Annotated in this window: 22 protein-coding genes, 1 pseudogene and 1 riboswitch; of the genes and pseudogenes, 11 read left to right on the top strand and 12 right to left on the bottom strand. The window is 69.4% G+C overall.

Annotated features, from left to right (window positions below; all coding sequences use genetic code 11):
* Positions 1–24 precede the first annotated feature (24 nt).
* Positions 25–432 carry a sensor histidine kinase gene (locus ACZ5VQ_RS31215; protein WP_469107813.1) on the top strand — a complete coding sequence of 136 codons (408 nt, stop codon included), beginning with the start codon at positions 25–27 and terminating at the stop codon, positions 430–432.
* Positions 433–545: 113 nt separating this feature from the next.
* On the opposite strand, the gene ACZ5VQ_RS31210 is transcribed toward ACZ5VQ_RS31215, so the two are convergent.
* The 3 genes from ACZ5VQ_RS31210 to ACZ5VQ_RS31200 form a co-directional block, all read right to left on the bottom strand.
* Entirely contained in the window at positions 546–1,736 is a 1,191-nt protein-coding gene (locus tag ACZ5VQ_RS31210; RefSeq protein WP_469108018.1) for an acyl-CoA dehydrogenase family protein, read from the bottom strand.
* A 202-nt stretch (positions 1,737–1,938) separates the two neighbouring features.
* Complete coding sequence (locus ACZ5VQ_RS31205) at positions 1,939–2,709, bottom strand: CbtA family protein (RefSeq protein ID WP_469107812.1); 771 nt, start codon at positions 2,707–2,709, stop codon at positions 1,939–1,941.
* Between the two features lie 29 nt (positions 2,710–2,738).
* A complete protein-coding gene (locus ACZ5VQ_RS31200; RefSeq protein ID WP_362082546.1) occupies positions 2,739–2,963 on the bottom strand; it encodes a CbtB domain-containing protein in 225 nt (74 codons plus the stop codon).
* A 36-nt stretch (positions 2,964–2,999) separates the two neighbouring features.
* A riboswitch (cobalamin riboswitch) is annotated at positions 3,000–3,141 on the bottom strand.
* A gap of 130 nt (positions 3,142–3,271) precedes the next feature.
* Here ACZ5VQ_RS31200 and ACZ5VQ_RS31195 point away from each other — a divergent pair.
* On the top strand, positions 3,272–3,919 hold the full coding sequence (locus ACZ5VQ_RS31195; protein WP_469107811.1) for a histidine phosphatase family protein: 648 nt from the start codon (positions 3,272–3,274) through the stop codon (positions 3,917–3,919).
* A gap of 146 nt (positions 3,920–4,065) precedes the next feature.
* On the opposite strand, the gene ACZ5VQ_RS31190 is transcribed toward ACZ5VQ_RS31195, so the two are convergent.
* Complete coding sequence (locus ACZ5VQ_RS31190; RefSeq protein WP_362082590.1) at positions 4,066–4,458, bottom strand: four-helix bundle copper-binding protein; 393 nt, start codon at positions 4,456–4,458, stop codon at positions 4,066–4,068.
* Positions 4,459–4,697: 239 nt separating this feature from the next.
* Here ACZ5VQ_RS31190 and ACZ5VQ_RS31185 point away from each other — a divergent pair, with 239 nt between their 5' ends.
* From ACZ5VQ_RS31185 to ACZ5VQ_RS31165, 5 genes and pseudogenes are all read left to right on the top strand, one after another.
* Positions 4,698–5,882 carry a right-handed parallel beta-helix repeat-containing protein gene (locus ACZ5VQ_RS31185; RefSeq protein WP_469108017.1) on the top strand — a complete coding sequence of 395 codons (1,185 nt, stop codon included), beginning with the start codon at positions 4,698–4,700 and terminating at the stop codon, positions 5,880–5,882.
* A gap of 191 nt (positions 5,883–6,073) precedes the next feature.
* A complete protein-coding gene (locus tag ACZ5VQ_RS31180) occupies positions 6,074–7,402 on the top strand; it encodes a glycoside hydrolase family 43 protein (protein ID WP_469108016.1) in 1,329 nt (442 codons plus the stop codon).
* A 102-nt stretch (positions 7,403–7,504) separates the two neighbouring features.
* Complete coding sequence (locus tag ACZ5VQ_RS31175; protein WP_469107810.1) at positions 7,505–8,173, top strand: MBL fold metallo-hydrolase; 669 nt, start codon at positions 7,505–7,507, stop codon at positions 8,171–8,173.
* A 58-nt stretch (positions 8,174–8,231) separates the two neighbouring features.
* Positions 8,232–9,933 (top strand): annotated as a pseudogene (locus tag ACZ5VQ_RS31170) (carboxylesterase/lipase family protein).
* Positions 9,934–10,450: 517 nt separating this feature from the next.
* Positions 10,451–12,094 (top strand): GMC oxidoreductase, encoded by a 1,644-nt coding sequence (locus ACZ5VQ_RS31165; RefSeq protein ID WP_469107809.1) that lies wholly within the window; start codon positions 10,451–10,453, stop codon positions 12,092–12,094.
* Between the two features lie 75 nt (positions 12,095–12,169).
* Here the strand turns inward: ACZ5VQ_RS31165 and ACZ5VQ_RS31160 are convergent, their stop codons facing one another.
* Positions 12,170–12,649 (bottom strand): carboxymuconolactone decarboxylase family protein, encoded by a 480-nt coding sequence (locus ACZ5VQ_RS31160; protein WP_469107808.1) that lies wholly within the window; start codon positions 12,647–12,649, stop codon positions 12,170–12,172.
* Between the two features lie 97 nt (positions 12,650–12,746).
* Complete coding sequence (locus ACZ5VQ_RS31155; protein WP_469107807.1) at positions 12,747–13,883, bottom strand: NAD(P)H-dependent amine dehydrogenase family protein; 1,137 nt, start codon at positions 13,881–13,883, stop codon at positions 12,747–12,749.
* Between the two features lie 192 nt (positions 13,884–14,075).
* Between ACZ5VQ_RS31155 and ACZ5VQ_RS31150 the strand changes: the two genes are divergently transcribed.
* Complete coding sequence (locus ACZ5VQ_RS31150; RefSeq protein ID WP_469107806.1) at positions 14,076–15,857, top strand: ABC-F family ATP-binding cassette domain-containing protein; 1,782 nt, start codon at positions 14,076–14,078, stop codon at positions 15,855–15,857.
* 182 nt (positions 15,858–16,039) lie between these two features.
* Here ACZ5VQ_RS31150 and ACZ5VQ_RS31145 read toward each other — a convergent pair whose 3' ends face one another.
* Positions 16,040–16,390 carry a PRC-barrel domain-containing protein gene (locus ACZ5VQ_RS31145; protein WP_362082564.1) on the bottom strand — a complete coding sequence of 117 codons (351 nt, stop codon included), beginning with the start codon at positions 16,388–16,390 and terminating at the stop codon, positions 16,040–16,042.
* A 240-nt stretch (positions 16,391–16,630) separates the two neighbouring features.
* Between ACZ5VQ_RS31145 and ACZ5VQ_RS31140 the strand changes: the two genes are divergently transcribed.
* From ACZ5VQ_RS31140 to ACZ5VQ_RS31130, 3 genes are all read left to right on the top strand, one after another.
* Positions 16,631–17,047 carry a hypothetical protein gene (locus ACZ5VQ_RS31140; protein WP_362082567.1) on the top strand — a complete coding sequence of 139 codons (417 nt, stop codon included), beginning with the start codon at positions 16,631–16,633 and terminating at the stop codon, positions 17,045–17,047.
* Between the two features lie 17 nt (positions 17,048–17,064).
* A complete protein-coding gene (locus ACZ5VQ_RS31135; RefSeq protein ID WP_362082570.1) occupies positions 17,065–17,433 on the top strand; it encodes a low affinity iron permease family protein in 369 nt (122 codons plus the stop codon).
* 90 nt (positions 17,434–17,523) lie between these two features.
* Positions 17,524–18,015, top strand: a complete 492-nt coding sequence (locus ACZ5VQ_RS31130) for a nucleotidyltransferase domain-containing protein (RefSeq protein WP_469108015.1) — start codon at positions 17,524–17,526, stop codon at positions 18,013–18,015.
* A gap of 57 nt (positions 18,016–18,072) precedes the next feature.
* Here ACZ5VQ_RS31130 and ACZ5VQ_RS31125 read toward each other — a convergent pair whose 3' ends face one another.
* The 5 genes from ACZ5VQ_RS31125 to ACZ5VQ_RS31105 form a co-directional block, all read right to left on the bottom strand.
* On the bottom strand, positions 18,073–19,689 hold the full coding sequence (locus ACZ5VQ_RS31125) for a glycoside hydrolase family 13 protein (protein WP_469107805.1): 1,617 nt from the start codon (positions 19,687–19,689) through the stop codon (positions 18,073–18,075).
* 160 nt (positions 19,690–19,849) lie between these two features.
* Positions 19,850–20,725 (bottom strand): carbohydrate ABC transporter permease, encoded by an 876-nt coding sequence (locus ACZ5VQ_RS31120; protein WP_469107804.1) that lies wholly within the window; start codon positions 20,723–20,725, stop codon positions 19,850–19,852.
* 21 nt (positions 20,726–20,746) lie between these two features.
* A complete protein-coding gene (locus ACZ5VQ_RS31115; RefSeq protein WP_469107803.1) occupies positions 20,747–21,709 on the bottom strand; it encodes a carbohydrate ABC transporter permease in 963 nt (320 codons plus the stop codon).
* A 145-nt stretch (positions 21,710–21,854) separates the two neighbouring features.
* Positions 21,855–23,273, bottom strand: a complete 1,419-nt coding sequence (locus tag ACZ5VQ_RS31110; RefSeq protein ID WP_469107802.1) for an ABC transporter substrate-binding protein — start codon at positions 23,271–23,273, stop codon at positions 21,855–21,857.
* Between the two features lie 222 nt (positions 23,274–23,495).
* The gene (locus ACZ5VQ_RS31105; protein WP_469107801.1) at positions 23,496–24,506 is read right to left on the bottom strand and encodes a LacI family DNA-binding transcriptional regulator; all 1,011 of its coding nucleotides are present in this window, start codon (positions 24,504–24,506) and stop codon (positions 23,496–23,498) included.
* Positions 24,507–24,508 lie beyond the last annotated feature (2 nt).

The following is a 24,508-nucleotide window of genomic DNA, read 5'->3' as shown; positions in this document are numbered from 1 at the left end:
TACCGCCTCGAACCCGCCGCCCCGGTGACGATCCAGGGATGGCAGCCCGGACTCCGCCCCGCCGTCGACAACCTCCTGGACAACGCCGCTCTGCACGGCCGCACCGACGGAGACGTCGACATCAGGCTCTCCCTCCACGGCACCACGATCCGGATCGCCGTCAGCGACGACGGTCCCGGCATGCCGCCCGACCAACGCCAGGCCATGAAGGAGCGCTTCACCCGCGGGTCACGCACCAACTCCCCCGGCTCCGGTCTCGGCCTCGCCCTCGTCGAACAGCAGGCCCAACTCCACCACGGAACGCTCCACTTGGGGGCAGGCCCCGACGGCGGACTCCAGACGATCGTCAGCCTGCCTTCCGCCCCCGAAGCCGGCCCCGACCCCGACCCCGACGTCGACGATCCTGGTCCGGCAGATGCTCCGTCGGTGTGATCAGCACGGCAACCTGGGCCGCACTCGGGGCGACGGCCCAGCCTGCCGACGTCTTGGCCACCGGTGCCGACCCTCTCGCCGCGGCGCTGATCAGAGTTCCTCGTCAGCTCGGGCTAGCGCCGTACCCTCGGCATGCCCAGACCGATCCACGAGATGATTTCGCGCTGGATCTCGTTGTTGCCGCCGCCAAAGGTGAAGATCACGGCGGAGCGGTAGCCGCGTTCCAGTTCGCCGTGGAGCACCGCGCCCGCTGAGCCCTCCTTGAGGACACCGGCCACGGCGACGACCTCCATGAGCCAGGCGTACGCGTCCCGGCGGGCCTCGGAGCCGTACACCTTGACGGCGGAGGCGTCCTGCGGGGTGAGCGTGCCCTCCTGGACGGCGTTCACCATCTGCCAGTTGAGGAGTTTCATCGCGTCGAGCTTCGTGTGGGTCTGGGCGAGGCGGCGGCGTACCCAGGGGAGGTCGACGACACGGCGGCCGTCGGCGAGTTTGGTCTCCATGGCCCAGCGCTGTACGTCGTGCAGGGCTCGGATGGCCATGGTGCCGTGTGCGGCGAGGGTGACCCGCTCGTGGTTGAGCTGGTTGGTGATCAGCCGCCAGCCCTTGTTCTCCTGGCCGACCCGGCGGGACGCGGGGACGCGGATGTTCTCGTAGTAGCTCGCGGTGGTGTCGTGCGAGGCGAGGGTGTTGATGATCGTGCAGGAGTAGCCGGGGTCGGAGGTCGGCACGAGGAGCATGGTGATGCCCTTGTGCGGCGGGGCGTCGGGGTCCGTGCGGACGGCGAGCCAGACCCAGTCGGCGGTGTCGCCGTTGGTCGTCCAGATCTTCTGGCCGTCGACCGTGTAGTGGCCGGTGTCCTCGTCGCCCTCCCTGACCGCCCTGGTCTTCAGGGCGGCCAGGTCCGTGCCCGCGTCGGGCTCGCTGTAGCCGATCGCGAAGTCGAGCTCGCCGGAGAGGATCTTCGGCAGGAAGTACCCCTTCTGCTCGTCGGTACCGAACTGCATGATCGTCGGCCCGACCGTGTTGAGCGCCATCAACGGCAGCGGTACGCCGGCCTGGGCGGCCTCGTCGAAGAAGATGAACTGTTCCATCGGGGTCAGACCGCGCCCGCCGTACTCCTTCGGCCAGCCCACACCGAGCCACCCGTCGGAGCCGAGCCGACGGATGGTCTCGCGGTAGAAGCGCTTCTGCGCCGCAGGGTCGCCGTAGCGGGCGTACACGTCATCGGGGACCAACTCGGCGAAGTAGGCTCGCAGTTCGGTGCGCAACCGCTGCTGCTCCGGCGTGTATTCGAGATGCACGGCGCCTCCTGGCTCCCACTGGCCCACTCGTTCGGCCACCCGGACCTGACGGCGCACACCGTAGAACGTGTTCCAGAAATAAGGAATGCCGACGACGTACGCGCCTAGTCGTACACACCTGGACGTACGCGCCTGCCAGACGCACGCACTCATGCGAAAGGGCCCCGGGAATGCGCTCCAGGGGCCCTTCGGTGTGAACGGATCAGTGCGCGACCGGAGTTGCCCGCCCTTCGGCCGCCTTCTCGCCCTCAGCCGCGGCCGGTTTGGGAGCCAGTACGCGCTCCGCGAGCAGCCCGAAGACCAGCCCGTACGCGGTCCACAGGGTCACCTGGATGGCCAGGGTCGCCAGTCGGTACTGCCACAGCAGGGTGGCGGGGAAGCCCTCCGGCGCCTCGCTGAAGGACGGCAGGAACGCGTACGCCAGGCCGACGGCCAGGACGAAGAACCCACCCGCCGCGAGGGTGGCGTTCCAGTTGCCCAGGCGCGGTGCGAGGCGCTTGCCGAGGATCACCGCGGCGACGGCCAGCAGCACGCTGAGCACGATCATCAGGAGGAACAGCGCGGTGCGCTGGTTGAGGGTGTCGGGGTCGCCGACGGCGGGCGGGTTCGCCGGGTACTTGAGGAACGGCACCAGGTAGACCGCGACCAGACCGGCGCCCGCCAGCAGCAGCGCGCTCGCGCGCGGCCCGAAGCGGCCGATCCTGCCGAGAGCGAAGCAGTACGCGAGTGCGGCGATGCCGCCGAACGCGACCCCGTAGACGAGGACGCCGGTGGACAGTCCACCGGTGGACTGCATGGCACGGGTGACGGGTTCCTCGCCGCCGTGTTCGTGGGCATGGGCTTCCTCGAACGCGATGGCCTCGTCCACACGAGGTTCACCGAGGAAGTAGGCGACGACCAGGGCGAGCACGCCCGCGGCAAGACCCGCGAGCATGCCGCGCACCAGGAGATTTCTGACGGTGACGGAGTTCATCGAGTTGTCCTGTCGGTTCTTTGTCGCCGTCAGTGGCAGGGGAAGCCGAGCAGGTGGCGGGCGTCGTGCACCCACTCGTGCACGCCTTCGCCCGAGACCAGGGAGGTGGCGCCCTGTTCGGCGCCGACGAAGTAGAGCAGCACCAGCATCAGGATGCCGAGGAAGACCGCCCAGGGAGCGATCGCGCCGATCGGCAGCTTTGCGGGTACGTCGGGGGTGGTTGCGGTCGGCTGAGCGACGGCGGACTGCGCCATGGCAGGACCTCCTGGGGGAACTCGCGTCCCATCTCGGTGGTGCACAGGACGACGGCCACGGGTCTGACTTGCTCGACCTCCGCCTCTCCTGATGGAAGGCGGTTGTACGGGGCTTACAGTGGCGCGACCGTGCCGGATTCTCACCGGCTTCCGTCGTACCGTCGTCAATATCGACGAGAAGGTACCGCGAAGCGGAGGCGCGGCCAAGGGCGCATGGAATGCCGGGGGCGCGCCGGGGCCCTGGTCACGCCCCCAATTCCCGGTACGAACAGGGGTGTTGAGCACGTGGGGAACGCGAGGGCGGGCCGATGACCAGCCGAGTGATGTTGATCTCACCAGCGATGAGCGCGGCGTTGCGGGAGGCACGTTTCGACGACGGATGCCCCGTCGACCCGGCCGGGCTGCGGCTCGCCGAGGCGGCCGCGAACGCGCTGCCGGCCGCCGACCAGGTCCTGGTCTCGCCCGCCGTTCGCTGCCGGGAGACGGCGACGGCCCTCGGGCTCGACGCCCTCGCCGTCACCGAGCCGCCGGAACTGGCCGGCCTGGACGTGGGCCGCTGGCGCGGGGCGACCCTCGCCGAGGTGAGCGCCGCCGAACCGGAGGCCGTCGGACGCTGGCTGGCGGACCCGTCGTCCGCACCGCACGGCGGCGAGTCGGTGGCCGGGCTGTGCGAGCGCGTGGCGAAGTGGCTGGAGACGGTGGCGGATCCGAGTTCCGGGGCTTCGGGGACCGGGGCTTCCGGGTCTGGCTCAGGCTCGGCCGGAGGTTCAGGACCAGGCTCGGTCCGGATCATCGCCGTCGTCGAGCCGGAGATCGTACGGGCCGGGGTGGTGCGGGCACTCGGGGCGCCGGAGTCGGCGTTCTGGCGCGTCGACGTGCCGCCGTTGGCCGCGACGGAGTTCAGCGGGCGGGCCGGGCGCTGGAATGTACGAGTCGGGAGGGCCCTCGGAGAGTGAGGCTGCCGGGTCCCGAACGGCCCTTCGGGACCCGGCACCTCCGGGCGTGGCGCACCTCGGGACACGGCGTCGGGCCACCCCACCCCGACCGGACAACACCGGACCTCCGCGCGGTACTCACCACACGGCACTCGCCGCACAGAACCTCACCTCAGCAGGGCGAGGAACTCCGTGCAGGCGCGCGCGCAGTCGCGGCAGGCCTCGGCGCCCTTCTCGGCGCCGGGGCTCCGGTCGAAGACCTGGGCGGTCTCCAGGCAGACGGCACGGCACCACTCCACCTGGGCGCGCATCCCGGCCTCGGCCTGTGTGACCTGCTCGGCCAGGGCCCGGCAGGTCGCGTCGCAGACCTCCGCGCACAGGATGCCCTTGCGCCGCAACTCCTGTTGGTCGTCGGGGCCGTCGAGTTCGGCGAGGCTCGCGCGCAGGGCGCAGACCCGTGCGCACTCGGTACATGCCTGCGCACAGGCGAACCGGTCCTCGAGGAAACGAACGAGTTCCTGTTGCTCTGTTAGTGACACGCGGTTCGGGTAGCCGGGCATCGCCACGGCAAACCCGCCTTCGCACCGGAGCGCGGACCCAGAAGAGGCTGAGCGTGTCGAAGTTATTGACGTGGTCACGGCCGCACTCTACGTTCTGACCGGTTTACCGAACCACGTTCGGTATATCGATCCGCTCGTGGCGGGCACGCACACCCCGGCAACCAACCTGATGTGTGCGACCACTGACCCGCGACAAGCTTCGGATCGGCAGACAAGGAGGCCTCGTGCGCATCGCGGGCATGCTCACAGGGACAGCGTTGAGTGCCGTGTTGGCGACGACGGTGCTACCGACCCCGGCAGCCGCGGCGTCGACCATCGTCGTGGCCGTCAACGGGAACGACTCCGCCGCCGGCACCCTCGGCCAACCTCTGCGGACCGTCCAGACGGCCGTCGACAGGGCGAAGCCGGGCGACACCATCCTCGTACGGGGCGGCACTTACGCCTTGACCGACAACATCACGATCACCACCTCGGGCACGGCGTCGCAGCCGATCTCCCTCGGCGCCCACCCGGGCGAGCGCGTCGTCATCGACGGCGAGCAACTGCCGGCCAGCCACACACCGGTCGGCGGCAGCATCCCGCGCGCGGAGCGTGGGGCCGTCCACCAGGAAGCCTCCTACTGGAAGGTCTCCGGTCTGGAGATCGTCAACGGGCCGTACGGCTACTACTGCGACGGCTGCAGCAACAACGTGTTCTCCCGTCTCACCACCCACGACAACTACGAGTCCGGCTTCCATCTCCAGGGCGCCTCCGCGGGCAACCAGATCCTGAACCTGGACAGTTACGGCAACCGCGACCCGCGCAAGAACGGCGAGAGCGCGGACGGGCTGGCCATCAAGGAGGGCAGCGGGAGCGGCAACGTCGTGCGGGGCGCGAGGCTGTGGAACAACGTCGACGACGGTTACGACGCCTGGAAGTTCACCTCCCCGATCGTCGTCGAGAACACGATCGCGTACGGCAACGGCTTCAACCGCTGGAACTTCCCGGACTTCGCGGGCGACGGCAACGGCCTCAAGCTGGGCGGCGGGAGCCCGGCACCGGCGGTGGCCCACACCCTGCGCAACTCGCTCGCGTACCGGAACGCGGCACACGGAGTCACCGACAACGGCAACCCGGGAGCGCTCGCCCTCAGCCGCACCACCACGTTCCGCAACACGGGCACGGGCTTCGACGCCGACGGTTCGGGCGGAAAGGCGGTCCTCACCGCCAACCTGTCCGTCGCGGACGCACGGCCCGCGGCACTCGGCGCCGGCACCACGTCCATGGGCAACTCCTGGGATCTGGGCGGCACTTGGGGCGAGTGGTCGGTCGCGAGCACGGACACGGGCGCCATCGCAGGACCGCGTTCGTCCGACGGCTCCCTGCCGCCCGCCCGCGACCTGCTCGTCCCGAGGGACGGCACGGCCGTCGGAGCCCGCTTCTGAACCACCCCGTGGACCCCGGGACGGACGACCCCGGGGCCACGGGACCGGCACATCCAGCAGCACCAGCGCAGTCCGAACGAGGAGAGCCGCACATGATCACGCCAGACAACTCCTACAGACCCGTCACCGCCCCGGACGCGACCGGCGCCTCCCGCGCCTTCGCACCCTCCCGCCGGAGCCTGTTGCGGGCGATGGCCGCCCTGCCGGTCTCGGCGCTCGTCGTGGGCGGGCTGCCCGGTCTGCTCAGCACGGCCTCCGCGGCCGCGCCGCCCCGCGGATCGGCCACCCGCTACACCATCGTGCCGTTCCTCAACAGCAACGACGGAACGGTGAACGTCTACCAGTCCGACGACGCAACGGACTTCCGGCTCGTCAAGGCGTCCGCGTACACGCCACCCGCGGGCCGCATCCGCGACGCCAGCGTCTTCAAGCACACCGACGGCTACTACTACATCACCTACACCACGCACACCTGGCAGGACACCAGCACCACGATCGGCTTCGCCCGCAGCTCGGACCGCAGCAACTGGACCTTCCTGTACGACTACACCGTGCCGATCGCGAACCTGTCGCGCGCCTGGGCGCCGGAGTGGTTCGTCGACAGCGACGGCAGCGTGAACATCCTCGTGTCCTGCTCGGTGACCAGCGACGAGTGGATCTTCACTCCGTATCTGCTCAAGGCCACCAACTCCGCGCTCACCGGCTGGAGTTCACCGGTGGCGCTGTCCGGCATCGGCGCCAACCACATCGACACGTTCATCGTGAAGATCGGCTCGACGTACCACGCCTTCACGAAGAACGAGACGTCCAAGTACATCGAGTACGCCACGAGCACAGCGCTCGCCGGCCCGTACACGATCAGCAGGACCGGGAACTGGGCGGGCTGGGGCGGCACCCGGGAGGGCGCCGCGCTGATACAGCTCGACAACGGCGCGTGGCGGATCTTCTTCGACGGATACGGCGACGGCAGTTACTACTACAGCGACAGCTACGACACCTTCGCCACCTGGAGCGCGCCGAAGAAGCTGCCGGGCATCTCGGGGACGGCACGCCACTTCACGGTGCTCAAGGAGACGGTGTCCGGCGGCGTGACCCTGCCCACGGGCGTCACCCGCTACCTCCAGTCGGGGAACTTCACCACCCGCTACTGGCAGGAGCAGTCCGCCCTGCTCAACCTGCCCGTGCTGACCAGTTCCAGCACGACCGCGGAGAAGCAGGCGTCCACGTTCACGATCGTGGCGGGCCTCGCCGACGCGAACGGCTACTCGTTCCGCAACGCGGCGGGCAACTACCTGCGGCACTGGGACTTCCGGGGCCGCTTCGACGCGAACGACGGCTCGTCGACGTTCGCCAGGGACGCCACCTTCATCGCCCGCGCGGGCAGTTCCGTACGCCTGGAGTCGTACAACTACCCCGGCTACTACCTGCGCCACTACAACTACCAACTCCGCGTCGACCCGTCGGACGGCACGGACCTGTTCCGCCAGGACAGCTCGTTCGTGGCGGTGACGCCTTTCTGACCTGCGCGGCATCGCCGTCCGGGTGACGGCTGAACCTGGTGCACGTCTCCTTCGTGCACCAGGTCGGGACCAGGTCGGCACACCTTCCATGGCGCCACGAGCGTGGCCGTCAGCATGTCGGCCAGCCATGTCTCGTACGTGTCGGCCGACCAGCCCCGCCCCGCAGTGAGCTGGGTGTACAGCTGGGGGTCGGCCAGCGCCCAGACGGCGTCCGCCAGGTGGGCCGGATCCGCCTCCGGGCCGAGCTCGCCGGTCTCGTCCAGGTGCGTGACGAAGGCGGTGACGCCGGTCAGCCGCTCGCGCTCGGCGATCTCCAGGGACCCCTCCGACGTCCGGCCCGGCCTGGGTCAGCAGGGCGAACAGCTCGGCGACCCGTTCATGGATACCGCGCGCCTACGCGGCGTGGAGCCGGAGCTTGGGGCCCAACTCCCCGACGGTCTGGTCCTGGTCGACGCGGGAACACCCGCCAATCTGAAGCAGCTGCGCACGCTGCTGTCCGGCCTCGGCCGCTCCCTGTCCGACGTCCGTGCCGTACTCCTCACCCACGGCCACCCCGACCACACGGCGTTGACCCACACCCTCCAGGAAGCCGGCGCCGACCTCTGGATCCACGAACGGGACACTGCCATCCTGCGCGACGGCCCGCGGAGCGCGATGCGCCACGCCAAGCCCGAACGTTCGATGCTCCCGTACCTCCTGCGCAGGCCCCCCGCACTCGCCCTCCCCCTCGGGCTGGCCCGCCGACGAAGCCCGAAGCGGGACCGGGTGTGAAGCGGCCGGTCTGTTGAGCGGAACAGTCGCGTTGTCCGTCCGCCGGGGGAAACGGAGTATGTGGCCTTCCCGCTCGTTCCCGCCTCTCGGGAGGTTGTTCCGTGCGCTCCGTCGTCCTACGAGGGCTTGCGGCCTTGGTGAGCCTGCTCGCCCTGTTGAGCGTCGTATCGGCCGTGCCCGCGTCCGCGGCCCCTCCCTCCCTGACGGTCCCCACCGGCAGGGGCGCCGTCGCGGGAGCCGCGGCGGACGGGTGTACCGGTTCCTCGGCATCCCGTACGCCGCCCCGCCGACCGGTGTCGGACGCTGGCAGCCGCCCGTGCCCGCTGCCGCCTGGCCGGGCGTACGGTCGGCGACCTCCTACGGCTCGCGCTGCCCGCAGTCGGCCACCGGCAACGGCACCGGCAACGGCACCGGCACCGGGCATGAGCGAGGACTGCCTCTATCTCAACGTCTACACCCCCGAACGGCGGACGAACCGCCCGCTGCCGGTGCTGTTCTGGATCCACAGCGGGGGCTTCGCCGGCGGTTCGGGTGACCTCTACGACGGCTCGCGGATCGCGAAGACCGAGAACGTCGTGGTCGTCACGATCAACTACCGGCTGGGCGTGTTCGGATTCCTCGACCTGCCCGGGCTGAGCCGGCAGGGCGCGGGCAACTACGGCTTGCTCGACCAACAGGCGGCGCTGCGCTGGACTCAGCGCAACATCCGCGCCTTCGGCGGGGACGCGGGCCGCGTGACCATCGCGGGCGAGTCAGCCGGCGGCCACTCCGTCTGCGCGCTGCTGGCCTCGCCGCCGGCCCGCGGCCTGTTCGCCGGCTCGATCATCCAGAGCGGCGGCTGCCCGAGCCACACGACCGCCCAGGCCCTCACCAAGGGCCGGGACTACGCCGCGGCCGCCGGGTGTTCCGACCCGGCGACGACCGTCGTGTCCTGCCTGCGGGCCAAGCCGACGAGCGAACTGCTGGGCGCCGGCAGCGGGTTCACCGGCGGCATCCTCACCGGCATCCTCCCCGTGTCCGGAGTTCCCGAGCTGCCGCTCCCGCCGAGCGTCGCCGTACGGACCGGCCGGATCCACGACGTTCCCCTCCTCATCGGAAGCACCCGCGACGAAGTACGCCAATGGGCACTGCCGTTCGCGCAAGCGACCAGGGAGCAGTACGAGCGGGCGGTCAGGCTGGAGTTCGGCCCACGGACGGCGGACGCCGTACTCGCGCACTACCCCTACAGCGCCTATGACCGCCCTTACGCCGGCACGTACGCCATCAGCACGCTGTGGGACGCCAGCAGCGTCTTCTACGGGCTGGGCGGCTGCGAGTACCAGAACCTCACGGCGCAGTTCGCGGCTCGCCAACCGAGGACGTACTTCTACCAGTTCGACGCCCCGCACCCGCCCGCCCTCGCGACGACTCCGCCCGGCTTCGACTCCGGCGCGCCGCACGCGAGCGAGCTCGGCTACCTGTGGCCCATGGAGACCTCGAAGTCGCAGACTCCGGAGCAACGGCAGCTGTCCACGGCGATGGTGGGCCACTGGGGCGCGTTCGTGAAGCACGCGAACCCCACGACCTCGGGACTGGCGGCCTGGCCCTCGTACGGCAGCGGCAAGTACATGTCCCTGCTGCCCGGTGACGACAGCCAGGCCCTCAAGTCCAAGGTGTACGCCGACCGACACCAGTGCGGGTTCTGGAACAGCATCGACTACGGCTGGCTCACCACCGACCCGGACCGCCTCGCCGCACAGGCAGGCGTTCCGACGTCCTGAGGCCACGCGGAAGGGTGCCCGGCCGGGAGAAGACCCGCCGGGCACCCTTCTGTGATCGTTGATCCCGACGATGTGAGCGGATCGCCTCCCGAGTGCGCCAGATACACCGCGCCGACGTTGTCGGGGGCGATGGCGACCGGGGAGCCCGGCCGCGGGCGCGAACCGGACGCAGTCCGTGGACGGGCACTTGACGTCCCCCGTCGCCGCAACTGCCGGAGCGGCGAGGGTCGTTGTCGCACCCGACGCCAGCAACGCGCCGAGAGCCGGCACCACGCCCAGGGCGCGCCCGCGTCTGGTGAGCGAGCGTGCGGGACGTACGGGGTACGGGGAGGTTCACCAAGGGGGGCCGGCCGTGAGGCACGGCGTGTCAACGCGTGTTCCAGTCATGCTCTGTCATCTCGTGGTGTACGTGATGCACGATTTGTGATCGTTTGAAAGTTACCTCAGGGTATGGCGTGACTTCTCATGAGGGTGGCATTAGAACCCGTTTCACTCTATGGAGAGTGAGGAGCCGCGCATGAACGACGATTCCCCACGTGGGACGCGCCTCAGAGGCGTATCTCGTCGGAGATTCATCACTGGAACTGGTTCTCTTCTTGGGTCGGCGGCACTCGCCGGCCAGGTACTGCCGGCGCATGCCGCCACGACAGCCGCAGCCGCCGTCATCGAGCCGGGGGCGCATGTGCCCGCCCTCGTGATCGGCACCGGATACGGCGGTTCCGTGGCCGCTCTGCGCCTGGCCCAGGCGGGTGTCGACGTCCACATGGTCGAGATGGGCATGGCCTGGGACACCCCCGGGTCGGACGGCAAGATCTTCGCCAACACGACGAGCCCCGACTACCGCTCCTACTGGCTGCGCACCAGGACGAAGCAGCCGCTCAGCAACTTCCTCGGCTTCCCCATCGACAAGGACGTCCCTCGCTACACCGGGATCCTGGACGCCGAGGAGATGGGCGGCATCATCGTCTACCAGGGCCGCGGTGTGGGCGGCGGCTCACTGGTGAACGGAGGGATGGCGGTCACTCCGAGGCGGGAGAACTTCGGCGCCGTCCTGCCGTCGGTCAACGCCGACGAGATGTACTCCGTCTACTACCCGCGCGCCAACTCCGGCCTCGGGGTCGGCACGGTCGACCCGACCTGGTTCGAGACCGCCGACTGCTACCAGTACGCCCGGGTCGGCCGAAAGCACGCCCAGCGTTCGGGCTTCCCCTTCGTCTTCGTACCCGACGTGTACGACTGGGACTACATGGAACAGGAGGCCGCCGGGACGGTACCGAAGTCCGCGCTCGCGGGTGAGATCCTCTATGGCAACAACTACGGCAAGAAGTCCCTGCAGAAGACCTATCTCGCCAGGGCCACGGCGACCGGCCGGGTCTCCATCTCACCGCTGCACAAGGTCACTTCGGTCGCTCCGGCGACGGGCGGCCGCTACACGGTCGTCATCGACCAGCTCGACACCGGCGGCAACACCACGGCCACCAAGACCGTCACCGCGGACCGGGTGTTCTTCGCGGCCGGCAGCGTCGGCACCAGCAAGCTGCTGGTCGCACTCAAGGCCGCGGGCGCGCTGCCGGGCCTCAACAGTGAGGTGGGCAAGGGCTGGGGCGACAACGGCAACGTGATGTGCGGCCGCGCCAACCATCTGTGGGACCCCACCGGTGCCCTGCAGTCGTCCATCCCGTGCTCCGGCATCGACAACTGGGCCGCGGGCGGCGCGTTCGCCGAGGTGGCGCCGCTGCCCACCGGCATCGAGACCTTCGCCTCGTTCTATCTGTCGATCACCAAGAACCCCAACCGCGCCCAGTTCTCGTGGAACGCGTCGACGGGCAAGGTCGATCTCAACTGGCAGACCGCCTGGAAGCAGCCGTCCATCGACATGGCCAAGACGATCTTCGACAAGATCAACGCCAAGGAGGGGACGATCTACCGCACCGACCTCTTCGGCGCGTACAAGATCTGGGGCGACCACCTGACGTACCACCCCCTGGGCGGCGCGGTGCTCAACAAGGCGACGGACAACTACGGCCGCCTGCACGGACATCCGGGTCTGTACGTCATCGACGGCGCGCTGATCCCGGGCAACACCAGCGTCAATCCGTTCGTCACCATCACGGCGCTCGCCGAACGGAACATCGAAAAGATCATCGCGACGGACCTGTAGCGGCAACCGCGGACGAGAGGGGACCAGATCGGGGGATCGGGGCCGCCCGGACCTGCCGGGTGGCCCCGGACCGGTTCAGTGCCCCGGCAGTACGCACATGGCGTCGAGTCCCAGGACCCGGTTGAGCCGTCCGAAGGCGAGCCAGGAGCCGAGGCTCATGGTCAGTTCGACGATCTCGGTCTGGCTGTAGTGCGTGGTCATCCGGTCCCAGAACTCCTCGTCGAGGCCGTGGTGGTCCAGGGCGTAGCGGTCGGCGTACTCGGCGGCCAGGCGGGTGCGGTCGTCGAACGCGTCGGTCGTGCGCCAGTGCTCGACGGCGTCGGGGAAGTCGTCCTCGACCTTCCGGCCGTCCCGCTCGGTTCGCCAGTCGAGGCAGAAGAGGCAGCCGTTGATCTGCGCGATCCGAAGCCGTGCCGCCTCGAACTCGCGCAGTCCCAGGGTCGTATGGGCGTAGACGGCCAGTGAAAAGTTCGCGGCGGCAGGTCCGATGCCGGGGACCATGTCGCCCCACACGTACTCGATCGGGTTCTTGCCCTCGGGGATGTCGACGTTCATCCGGGACTCCTTCGTCCACGTTCCCGGCCTCGGCCGGGGCCGCAGGCGCGTCCTTGGGGTGCCGGCAGGGGGTGTCGGCGTCGATGTCACTTGGTTGTCACTTGGCTCCGAGTGCTCCGAGCGGTGCGGGTGCTTCGAGCGCTGACGGGGCTCCGAGCGGTGCGGGCGCGCCGAGTCTGCCGACCGCCGGGCGCAGCGGAACGTCGAGGGCGTCGTACAGTCCGGGCTCCGCGTCCACGAGCCAGTCGATGGCTCCGACGAGACGGCCGACGGCGGTGGCGTTCCCGCCGGCGGAGCGGTTGTCGCCCTCGTCGGTGGCCTCGACGGTGATCTCGATGCGCGGGCGGCCCTCGATGATCACGCGGTGTGCTCCGTCGCCGTTGGGCGGTGAGGGCCAGTCCGGGGCGCAGCTCGGGTGGATGCGGGTGATGTGCTCGATGACCAGGCGGGGTTCGCCCTTCACGATGCCCTGCACCTCGAAGCGCACGGCGCCCTGGGTGCCGGCCTCGAAGTCACCCATGGTCCGGGTGCTCACCGTGGTGTCGAGCGCGCGGCGCTGCAGGGTCTCGCGGATCTCGTCGAGTTCGACGCCGAGGGCCCTGGCCATCAGCCGTATCTGACCGCCCCACACCATGGTCGGGATCGATGGCGCGAGCATCAGCGGCTGGTAGTCCATGGGGTGACCCATGCCGATCAGATGCCGGACCGACTCCTCCTGCTCGTACGTCGAATAGTCGAAGATCTCCTGGCAGCGGACGGCGTCGACGACCGTGCCGAGTCCACTCATCAGCAGGGGCAGGACGTCATTGCCCCAGCCCGGGTCGACACCGGACACGAACAGCGACCCGCCACCGTCCGCGATCGCCGCGAGCACGGGGTCGCGGAACTCGGGCGGGGCGTTGCGCTGGTCGTAGAGCGGATACAGCGACGGAGTGACGACCACCGCACCCGCCCGGATCGCCGCGCCGATGTCGGTCAGGGCTTCGTCGGGCCGGATGTCACCCGACGCCGCGTACACCACCGCTCCCGGCCCCGCTGCCAGCACCGCAGCGACATCGTCCGTCGCCGCGACACCCAGAACCCGGTCCAGGCCCGCGAGTTCACCCGCGTCACGGCCGGCCTTCCCGGGACTGTGAACCAGTACCGCCGTGAGATCGAGCGCCGGATGCGCGTCGACCGCACGGATCGCCGCACGGCCGACATTTCCGGTTCCCCAGACCACCGTGGAAATCATGCGCGGAGCGTAACCTGACGAGTCGTCAGTTTCTATACCCGTGCACCGACCTCACGCAGCGAGCTCGGGCGAGCCGCGGGGCACCCCAAATGCACGTACGCAGGTGCACCCCGACGTCGGGCGAGGCTTTCCCACCCAGGGCTTGACGAGACGAACCGTCTCGTCTACCTTTCTGTTCATCGGCCGGCAGTCATGCACTTGCCGTCGGCCGCACGACCCTGTTCACCGAGCAAAGGACCGCACTTGCACTGTGCTTCCGTCGACACCACCGTCACTGCTTCTCCTCTCACCACGTCCCAGATCGCTCTCGCCGAGGTGACCAAGCGCTACGGCGACCGCTTGGTGCTGGACCGGGTGTCCCTCACTGTCCGGCCGGGCGAAAAGGTCGGGATCGTCGGGGACAACGGCTCCGGGAAGTCCACGCTCCTGCAGCTGCTGGCCGGACAGGAGCCGGTCGACAACGGCAGCCTGACCGTCCTCGCACCGGGCGGGATCGGCCACCTCCGCCAGACACTCGATCTGCCCGCCTCCGCGCGCGTGGGCGATGCCGTGGATCACGTACTGGGCGAACTACGCGCCCTGGAGCACCGTATTCGTGTCACCGAGGCCGCACTGGGCACGGCCGGCACCGCCGAGTTCGAGCGCTACGCGGCACTGGTGGCCGAGTTCGACGCGCGGGGCGGGCACGGAGCGGATCGCCGCGTCGAGGTGAACCTGCGCCGGCTCGGCGAGCACGCGCCACTGGACCGGGAGCGTGTACTGAGCACCCTCTCCGGCGGGCAGCGCTCCCGGCTCGCGCTGGCCGCGACCCTGGCTCTGGCCCCTGAACTGCTGCTGCTCGACGAGCCGACCAACGATCTGGACGACGAGGCCGTGGCCTGGCTCGAAGGACATCTGCGCCGTCATCGGGGCATGGTCGTCGTGGCCACGCACGACCGGGCGTTCCTGGAACGCGTCACCGACACCATCCTGGAAGTGGACCCCGATCAGCGCACGGTACGGCGCTACGGCAACGGATACGCCGGCTTCCTCACCGCCAAGGCGGCGGCCCGGGCACGGTGGGCGTGGGAGCACGAGCAATGGCGCAACGAGGTCGCCCGGCAGGAACACCTCGCCGACTCCGGTATCGGCATGCTGGCCGAGATCCCCCGCAAGTCGCCGCGGGCGTTCAGCGGCGCCGGCGCCTTCCGTGCACGCTCGCGGACACACGGCGCGCAGAGCCGCATCCGCAACGCACGCGAACGGTTGCAGCGGCTGATCGAGCACCCCGTGCCGCCACCCCCGCAGCCACTGCGGTTCACCGGCAGCGTCGAAGGCACGCCGACGCCGCCGACGCCGACCGCCGGGGAACCATCGACGGCAGTGGACCTGGAAGGCGTCCTGGTCGAAGGGCGGTTGTACGTTCCGTCCCTGAAACTCGCCCCGGGTGACCGGCTCCTCGTCACCGGCCCCAACGGCGCCGGCAAAACCACCCTTCTCCGACTGCTGGCTGGGGAGCTGGCGCCCGACGCCGGCATCGTGCGCCGACCGCGCCGGGTCGGATTCCTGCGTCAGCACAGCGCGCCCGACGACGCCTTCGACGCTCGGACGCTGCTCGCGGCATTCGCGGCCGGCAGGGCGGGTCAGCCCGACGAGCACGCCGACGCACTCCTCGCGCTCGGCCTGTTCCATGCCGCCGATCTCGCTGTTGCCGTACGGAACCTGTCCGTCGGGCAGCGCCGCAAGCTCGAACTGGCCCGGCTCGTGACGGCCGGCCCACTCGATCTGCTCCTGCTCGACGAGCCGACGAACCACCTGGCCCCCGCCCTGGTGGAAGAGATGGAGGCAGCCCTGGCCCGCTACACCGGCACGCTGGTCGTGGTGACACACGACCGACTCCTGCGCGAACGCTTTCACGGGTCACGCCTGGAACTACCCCTGAACTCCGCCGAGAAGACGCCGCGTCAGACCGCCGCGAGGACGCGCCAGAACTGACGACCAGGAACCGCCTGTCCCGGGAACGGTTCCGTCAGCGGCGTCTCACGGCAGATCCCTCAGTCAATGCCGCCGGGATGGGGTCGGCAGGAAACGCGGAATCGACTTCGGCGCCTCCTGCCGGCCATCGCCGGAAACCTGTGCCGGCGACAGCCCGCGAAGGCCGTTCGGGCAATCAGGTCCTATGCCCGGTGGCCGCGGTAGTAGCCGCCGAGCTCCTCGTGGTAGCCCGCGTCCCCGGTGTGCTTGTCCTTGTCGAACTCGGGAGCGTTCTTGATCTGCTCCTTGGTCCGGTCGACGTAGATCCTCTCTTCGGCCGTGTCGATGCCGCTGACGAGGCCGGCAGGGATCAGCACGTGCTTGCCGAAGATCCACACCCCGGTGTCGACCACGAGGTGGGACGCTCCGACGTCGTCGGAGTGCTTGTCGACCTTGCCGATGCTCCCGTCCGTCGCCTCGACCTTGTAACCGATCAGACTGCTGCCGGCGGTGTAGCCGGTGGTGGGCAGGTAGCCCCACATGTCCGCACTCACGAAAACATCTCCTTCATCAATTACTTGACGGCCGAATAAATTATCCCGACCAGTATTTCCTGAATTCTTCTCGTCCCGGGTTCCCACCGTCCTCGACGGTAATCGTCAGAAAACCGCGTGCCTAAATCCAACCCGTTGTGTGGAGCGAGGCTTTTCAGACGGCCCAGGACACTGCCGGTCACATACTGATGCCGTGAACGGGCACACGTGTCTCACCCGAACCAGCAGAAAGGACTTGTGGTGAGTGAACACGCCGCCGTCCCACCGGCAGTCGACGCGTATCTGGAGATACTGCTGCGGCTGATCGACGCGCAGCCCGAGGCCAGCCTGACGATCTGTCTGACCACGCCCGGCGGGATCGTCGCAGGCAGCCTGGTCGGGTCCCGTACGTGGGCCGACCGTTGGGAGACCACGGTGTCGGCGGCCACCGGAGCGCAGGACCGCGCCGACCACATGGCGCATCTGGCGCACACCGTCCGGTCCGCCTTGAAACAGACGGAGCCGGATACCGGAGACGGACTGCACTCGTTCATCCACCTGGTCGACGTCACGTTCCTGTCCGTGCCGGGGACCACGACGGCTCCCCTGTGGCGCGGACGGCTCGGGGATGTGTCTGGCTGGTCCCTGGGCGCACCCGCCGACCGGCCGGCCTCGTGAGAACGGCCGGCGATCTCATGGCACCTCAGCACCCCGCCCACCGTGACGGCGACCGACCGGGCCGGTTCACGAGGCTGGCGGAACACGCCTCGAACTTCACCAGCTCCCCCGGCTTCTTCGGCGTGTGCCTCGTTCTGGTCGCGGGCGCGATCACCGCGCACGCACTGAAGCTGCCCACGCAGTGGCTGCTGGTGGTGGGCGAGGCGATGTCCGCCGTGTCACTGCTGCTCCTGGCACTGCTGAAGAACTCCGAGCGGCGCGCCGAGCACGCCATCCAGCGCAAACTCGACGCCATCGCCGCCGCGTTGCTGGAGATCCGGCGGGAGGAACCGGGAGCCGCGAGCGAGGAACTCCGCAAGGCCATCAACGTGGAGAAGCAGACCTGACCGTCCCCGGTACGGCCCGGCCGATCCCGCTCACAGCCACCACGAATCCGCTCGCCCGCCCGGCCGCCGAGCCGCTACCGTGCCCGCGTGATGACCGCCGCTGACGTACTGTCCGTTCTCGCCCTGCTGCGTGCCGCGGATGTCGAGGTCTGGGTGGGCGGCGGGTGGGGCATCGACATTCTGGTCGGGGAGCAGACGCGTCGGCACCGTGACCTGGACCTGATGCACCGGGAGGACCAGGAGCAGGCCGTCGTGGCGGCTCTCGCGGAGGCCGGGTTCGTCGAGACGCTCGACTGGCGTCCCGTGCGGTTCGTGGTCACGGACCCGCGCGGTCGCGAGATCGATCTGCACCCGTTGGTCTTCGCGGCGGACGGGTCCGCGGTGCAGGCCTCCCCCGACCCGCACCGCCCGTTCGTCTATCCCGCCCCGTGCTTCGTCAGCGGCGCGATCCGGGGAACCGCCGTCCCCTGTCTGTCGGCCGAGCAGCAGGTCTACTTCCATCAGGGATACGAACCGGCCGACCACGACCGCCATGACATGGCTCAGCTCCGACGGGTCTTCGGCGTCACCACCCACTTCTGACCGGGCGTCGCAGGGCGTCGGGGAAGCCCTGCATGGCGCCGGCCACCTTCCGGTGCCTCATGTGCGCAGCCACACCGCCGTGTCAGAGGGCAGCCTGCCGTTGGTGTCCAGTGGGCCGCTGGAGAGCAGGATCTCCGTATGGTCCGGCAGGGCGGCCGGGGTCTCGGCCAGGTTCGCGACGCAGATCAGATCCGGGGAACGGCGGAAGGTGAGGACGTCGTCGGAGGAGGGCAGCCACTGCAACGGGCCGTCGCCCAGGGCCGGGTCGGCGCGGCGCAGGCCCAGTGCGGCGCGGTAGAGGCTGAGCATGGAGTCGGGGTCGGCGGCCTGGCGGTCGGCCGCGTAGTCGGGCCAGCCCTCGGGCTGCGGGAGCCAGGGTTCGGTGCCTGAGCCGAAACCGGCGTACGGAGCGTCGGCCGTCCACGGCAGCGGAACACGGCAGCCGTCGCGGCCCGGGTCGGTGCCGCCGGAGCGGAAGTGCATCGGGTCCTGGATGCGGTCCCGGGGGATCTCCGCTTCGGGCAGGCCCAGTTCCTCGCCCTGGTAGATGTAGACGGAGCCGGGCAGCGCGAGGGTGAGCAGCGCGGCGGCACGTGCCCGGCGGGTGCCGAGCCGCAGGTCGGCCGGGGTGCCGAAGGCCTTGGTGGCGAAGTCGAAGCCGGTGTCCTGCCGCCCGTAACGGGTGACCGTGCGGGTCACGTCGTGATTGCACAGCACCCAGGTGGCCGGCGCACCGACCGGGGCGTGTTCGGCGAGGGTGTCGTCGATGGCGGCGCGCAGCCGGGCCGCCTCCCACGGGCACGACAGGAAGGAGAAGTTGAACGCGGTGTGCAGTTCGTCGGGGCGCAGGTAGCGGGCGAACCGTTCGGAGTCCGGCAGCCACACCTCGCCGACGAAGACGCCGTCGTACTCGTCGGCGATCCGCCGCCAGGAGCGGTAGATCTCGTGCAGGTCGTCCCGGTCGATGTACGGGTGGGGGTCACGCCCCTCCACGAAGTCGGGCAGGCCGGGGTCCTTGGCGGGCAGCGCCGCGGAGTCGATGCGTACGCCCGCCACCCCTCGCTCGAACCAGAACCGCAGCACCTCTTCGTGTTCCTCCCGCACCGCGGGGTGGGCCCAGTTGAGGTCCGGCTGCTCCGGCGTGAACAGGTGGAGGTACCACTCGCCGTCCTCGACCCTGGTCCAGGTCCGGCCGGAGAACTGTGACGGCCAGTCGTTGGGCGGGAGTTCGCCGTGCGCGCCGCGACCGGGACGGAAGTGGAAGAGCTTGCGCTCGGGACTGCCCGGTCCAGCGGCGAGCGCGGCGCGGAACCAGGGGTGCTGGTCGGAGACGTGGTTGGGCACGATGTCCACGATGGTGCGGATGCCCAGCTCGCGGGCCTCGGTGATCAGTCGCTCGGCCTCGTCGAGGTTGCCGAAGGCGGGGTCGATGGTGCGGTAGTCGGCGACGTCGTAACCCCCGTCGGCGAGCGGGGACAGGTACCAGGGGGTGAACCAGATCGCGTCGACGCCCAGTTCGGCGAGGTAGGGCAATCTCGACCGTACGCCCGCGAGGTCCCCGGTGCCGTCGCCGTCGCCGTCGGCGAAGCTGCGCGGGTACACCTGGTAGATGGCGGCACCGCGCCACCAGTCGTCGGTGTGGCCGGGGGTCGTGCCGGGCTGAGGGGCTGCCACGTGTCGGTCCTTTCGGGGCAGGGGTGGTTCTCCGCCGCCGCCCCGGACAGCGAGGCGTCGGGAACGGGGCGGCGGAGGAGGATCGGTGGGGGCACCTGCGTGGTGTTCGCTGCGGGTGGTGCCCGGGCCGCGCGGGTGGTAGCGGACTGTGTGTGCTCGGTCAGCCCTTGAGGCCGCCCGCCGTCAGTCCGCTCATGATGTTGCGCTGGAAGACGAGGAAGAGGATGAGCGTGGGCAGGGACGCGATGGTCAGGGAGGCGATCAGCACGTTCTCGGGCACGCTGGTGGCGAGCGAGTAGATACCGACGGCGAGGGTCTGCTTCGACGGGTCGGGCAGGACGAGCATCGGCCAGAGGAAGTCCTTCCAGACGCCGACGACGGCGAAGATGGACACCACACCGAGGATGGGCCGGGAGACCGGCAGCACGATGGACCACAGGGTGCGCAGCGGGCCGGCGCCGTCCATCGCCGCCGCGTCGAGCAGTTCCTTGGGTATCGAGTCGAAGAACCGCTTGAGCAGGAAGATGTTGAAGGCGTTGGTGACCGACGGAAGCCAGATCGCCCAGGGCGAGTTGAGCAGGTTGCGTTCGACGATCGGCACGTCCAGCGCGGTGAGGTACTGCGGTACGACGAGGACGGTCGCCGGGATCATCAGGGTGGCGAGCATCAGGCCGAGGATCATCTTGCCGAGTACGGGCCGCAGTTTGGACAGCGAGTAGGCGGCGGCGACGTCGAGCACCAGCTGGAAGGCGAGCGCGCCGAAGGCGTAGTAGAGGGTGTTCATCAGGAGTTTGGCCAGGTCCATCACCTCCCAGGCCCGCTTGTAGTTCTCCGCGTGGACGGAACCGGGCACCCAGGTGGGCGGGGTCTGGACGGCTTCCTGGGTGGTCTTGAGCCCGCTGGACACCATCCAGTACAGCGGGCCGAGGAAGGCCAGCGTGAACAGGACGACGACGAGCGCGAAGCACACCCAGTACAGGACCTTGCCGCGCGGGCGGGCCAGTTGGGCGGGTGAGATGAGCGTGCGAGTGGACATGTCCGTGTCTCCCCCGGTCCCCTAGTCCTGCTCGGCGCGGTTGAGTCTGGTGTACGCGGCCGAGAAGCTGGCCAGCAGTACGAGCAGGAGCAGGCCGAGCGCCGCCGCGGCGCCGTAGTTGTTGAAGTTGAAGGCGTACTGGTAGATCAGGTACACGATGGTGGTGGTGGACCCTTCGGGTCCGGCGCCGCCGGTGAGCAGGAACGGCTCGATGAAGACCTGCATGGTGGCGATGATCTGCATGAGGAGCATCAGCAGCAGGATGAGCCTGGTCTGCGGGACGGTGACGTGCCAGACCTTGCGGAGCAGTCCCGCGCCGTCCAGTTCGGCGGCCTCGTACAGCTCACCGGGCACGCTCTGGAGTGCGGCGAGGTAGATCAGTGTCGCGCCGCCCATGTTCATCCAGGTCGAGGCGACGACCACGGAGAGCATCGCGGTGTCGGGGTCCTGGAGCCATTGCTGGGCGGGGACGCCGAAGACGCCGAGTATCTCGTTGAACATGCCGTACCCGGGGTCGTACAGGTACTTGAAGAGCAGGACCGACGCGGTCGGCGGGAGCATCACCGGCAGGTAGACCAGCAGCCTCAAGTAGCCCTGGCCGTGCCGGAATTCATTGATGACCAGGGCGGTGACGAACGGTACGACGAAGCCGAGGATCAGCGCCAGTACGGTGAACCACAGGGTGTTGCGCCAGGCCTGGCCGAAGGCCGGGTCGTTCCAGACGGTGACGAAGTTGTCCCAGCCCACCCAGCTGACGCGGCCGTCCTCGGTCTTCTGGAAGGCGAGGAGGAACTCCCGGACGATCGGATACCAGGAGAAGAAGGCGAAGCAGAGCACCGCGCCGATGAGGAAGCCGTGGGCGGTGATGTTGCGGCGCAGGTTCTTGCCGAGCTCGCCGTCCGGGAGGTGCGGGGCACCGGCGCGGGGCCTGCGGGGGCGGCGGTCCTTGACCACTGGGTCCTTGGTGAGGATGGGGGCCGACATGGTCGCTCCTTGACGTACTGCGGTGCCGCCGGACGGATCGGGTCCGGGCACATGCCGTGGGAGGTCGGGTTCTCGCCCGCGCCGCCGGTGGACGGCGGCGCGCGGGCGGGCCGGACGGTGGTGGCACCGTCCGGCCGCCGCGTGGTCACTGGGTGGCGAGGACCTTGTTGACCTGTGACTCGGCGGTGGACAGGAGCTTGTCGATGTCGGCGTCCTTGTTGGTGAGGATGCCGGACATGACGTTGTCGAGGACCTTGTAGATCTCCTGGGCCTTGGGCGGTTCGGCCTTGCCCGGGACCGGGTTGTCGGTGAATGCCTTGAAGTTCTCCACCGGCATGGTGGCGAACTCCTTGCGGGCGGCGTCGTCCTTGGTCTTGGAGCCGTTCAGCCACAGGTTCGGCTGCGGGAGTCCCACGGGCAGGGCGTCGGCCTTGGACCGCTTCCAGTCGTACTGGCCCTTGCCGACCGTGGTGAACTTGAAGTTCAGCCAGGCGATGGAGGCCTTGACCTTGTCGGCGGAAATCCCCTGCTTGATCATGTAGTTGTTGCCGCCGGCGAGGGTGTTCTCACCGCCCGGGATCGGCCCCATGCCGAAGTTCTCGTACTTGGCGCCGAGTTGCTGGACCATGTACGTGACGTCGTCGGGCGCGGCGAGGAACATGCCCAGCTTGTCGGTGGCGATCTGCTTCTGGAGGTCGCCCCACTTCAGCAGTTGGGTCTTGCCCATGGAGTCGTCGTCCCAGCGCATGGCGTGGAGGTTCTCGGCGACCTGCTTGCCGGTCGCGTCGTTGAAGGCGGCCTTCTTGCCGCTCGCGTCGACGACGTCGCCCCCGAGGCTGTACATCTGCGCGGTGAAGTGCCAGCCGCCGGTGTTGGCCGCGCTGTACTCGCCGAATCCGGCGACGCCGCCGCCGAGGTCCGCGATCTTCTTGGCCGCGGTGCGGACCTCCTCCCAGGTCTTCGGCGGGGTGTCCGGGGCGAGGCCGGCCTCGGTGAAGAGCTTGCGGTTGATGAGCAGGCCCATGCGGTAGTTGCTGGTGGGCAGGCCGTAGAGCTTCCCGTCCTTCTTCAGCGAGCTGAGGACGTCGGGGTCGATGTCCTTGAGCAGCGGGACGCTCTTGTCGTTGACGTACGCGGTGATGTCCTGGGCGCCGTCGTTGTCGAGGACCTGGGGCAGGTCGGTGAAGTACGTGTAGAAGACGTCGGGTTGGGACTTCGCCTTGAGCATCGCGGTGAAGCGCGGCGGTTCCAGACACTGGCCCGGCGTGGAGCGGCCCTCGATGCTGACGTTCGGGTACTTCTTGTTGAACTCCTTGACGTCCTCGTTCCACTGCCTGAGCTCGGCCGCCTTCGCCGCGGGGGGCATGCAGTCGATGGTGATGGACACCTTGGTCTTCGGGTCCAGCGGTGCGGCGGGGTCGGCTTTCGCACTGTTGCCGGAGCCGTTGTCGCCGTCGTCGTCGCTGCTGCTCGTACCGCAGGCGGCGAGCGCGGTCAGCGTGAGCGCGGAGGCGAGGGTGACCGCGCCGGCGCGGCGGGTGCGGCGGAACCGAGCTCTTCTCATGGGTGGTCCCCTTCGGGCATGAACGTGGAAGGCGCCCTCATCGCCGGTGCGATGTGGGGCGCCGCACACTCAACCACCACGAACAACTGACCGCAATATCTCGCTCAGACTTCGTAAATGTTTGACAGAAGGACGTATACGGTTGATCTCAGGGAGGCGTGTGCGCGCAAGCCGAAGGGCGGTGGGGCCGGTCCCGGCCCCACCGCCCTTCGGTCGTACGGACTAGTCCCGGGGAGCCTGCGTCGTCGAGCCGCGGACCACCAGCTCCGGCTCGAACAGGAGCTCGCCGGGCTGGACTTCACCGCCCTGGATCTGGGTGCAGAGCAGGTCCACGGCGGCCCGCCCCATGGCCTCGATGGGCTGGCGCACGGTGGTCAGCGGCGGTTCCGTGCAGTTCATGAAGGCGGAGTCGTCGAAGCCGACGACGGAGACCTGCTCGGGCACCGAGAGGCCGCGCCGGCGGGCCGCGCGGATGGCGCCGAGGGCGAGCGGGTCGCTGGCGCAGACGATGCCGGTGACACCCCGGGCCAGCAGGCGGGTGGTCGCCGCCTGGCCGCCCTCCAGGGAGAACATCGACCGCTCCACGCAGTCGTCGGGCAGGGACCCGCCGGCCGCCTCGGCGGCGGCGCGGGCGGCGGCCAGCTTGCGCCGGGAGGGGATGTGGTCGGCCGGGCCGAGGACCACGCCGATGCGCTCGTGCCCCAGCAGGGTGAGGTGGCGCCACGCCTGCTCGACCGCGACGGCGTCGTCGCAGGAGACACAGGGGAAGACCAGCTCCTCGACCGGGGCGTTGATCAGCACGACCGGGATGTGCCGTTCGGCGAGCTGCCGGTAGTGGTCGTGCGGGGCGTCGGCCTGGGCGAACAGGCCGCCGGCGAACACCACTCCGGACACGTGCTGCTGGAGCAGCAGCTCGACGTAGTCCGCCTCGGAGACGCCGCCCTTGGTCTGGGTGCACAGCACCGGGGTGAGTCCCTGCTGGGCGAGCGCACCGCCGATGACCTCGGCGAGCAGGGGGAAGATCGGGTTCTGCAGCTCGGGCAGGACCAGGCCGACCAGACGCGCCCGCTCGCCGCGCAGCTGGGTGGGACGCTCGTAGCCGAGGATGTCCAGCGCGGTGAGCACGGACTGCCGGGTGGCGTCCGAGACCCCGGGCTTGCCGTTGAGGACTCGGCTGACCGTGGCCTCGCTGACCCCTACCTTCTTGGCTACCTGAGCAAGTCGTCGCGTCATGA

This window comes from Streptomyces sp. NPDC033178 (assembly GCF_055577685.1).
Note: the sequence above shows the minus strand (reverse complement) of the source record. Positions and strands in the feature narration are given on the sequence as shown.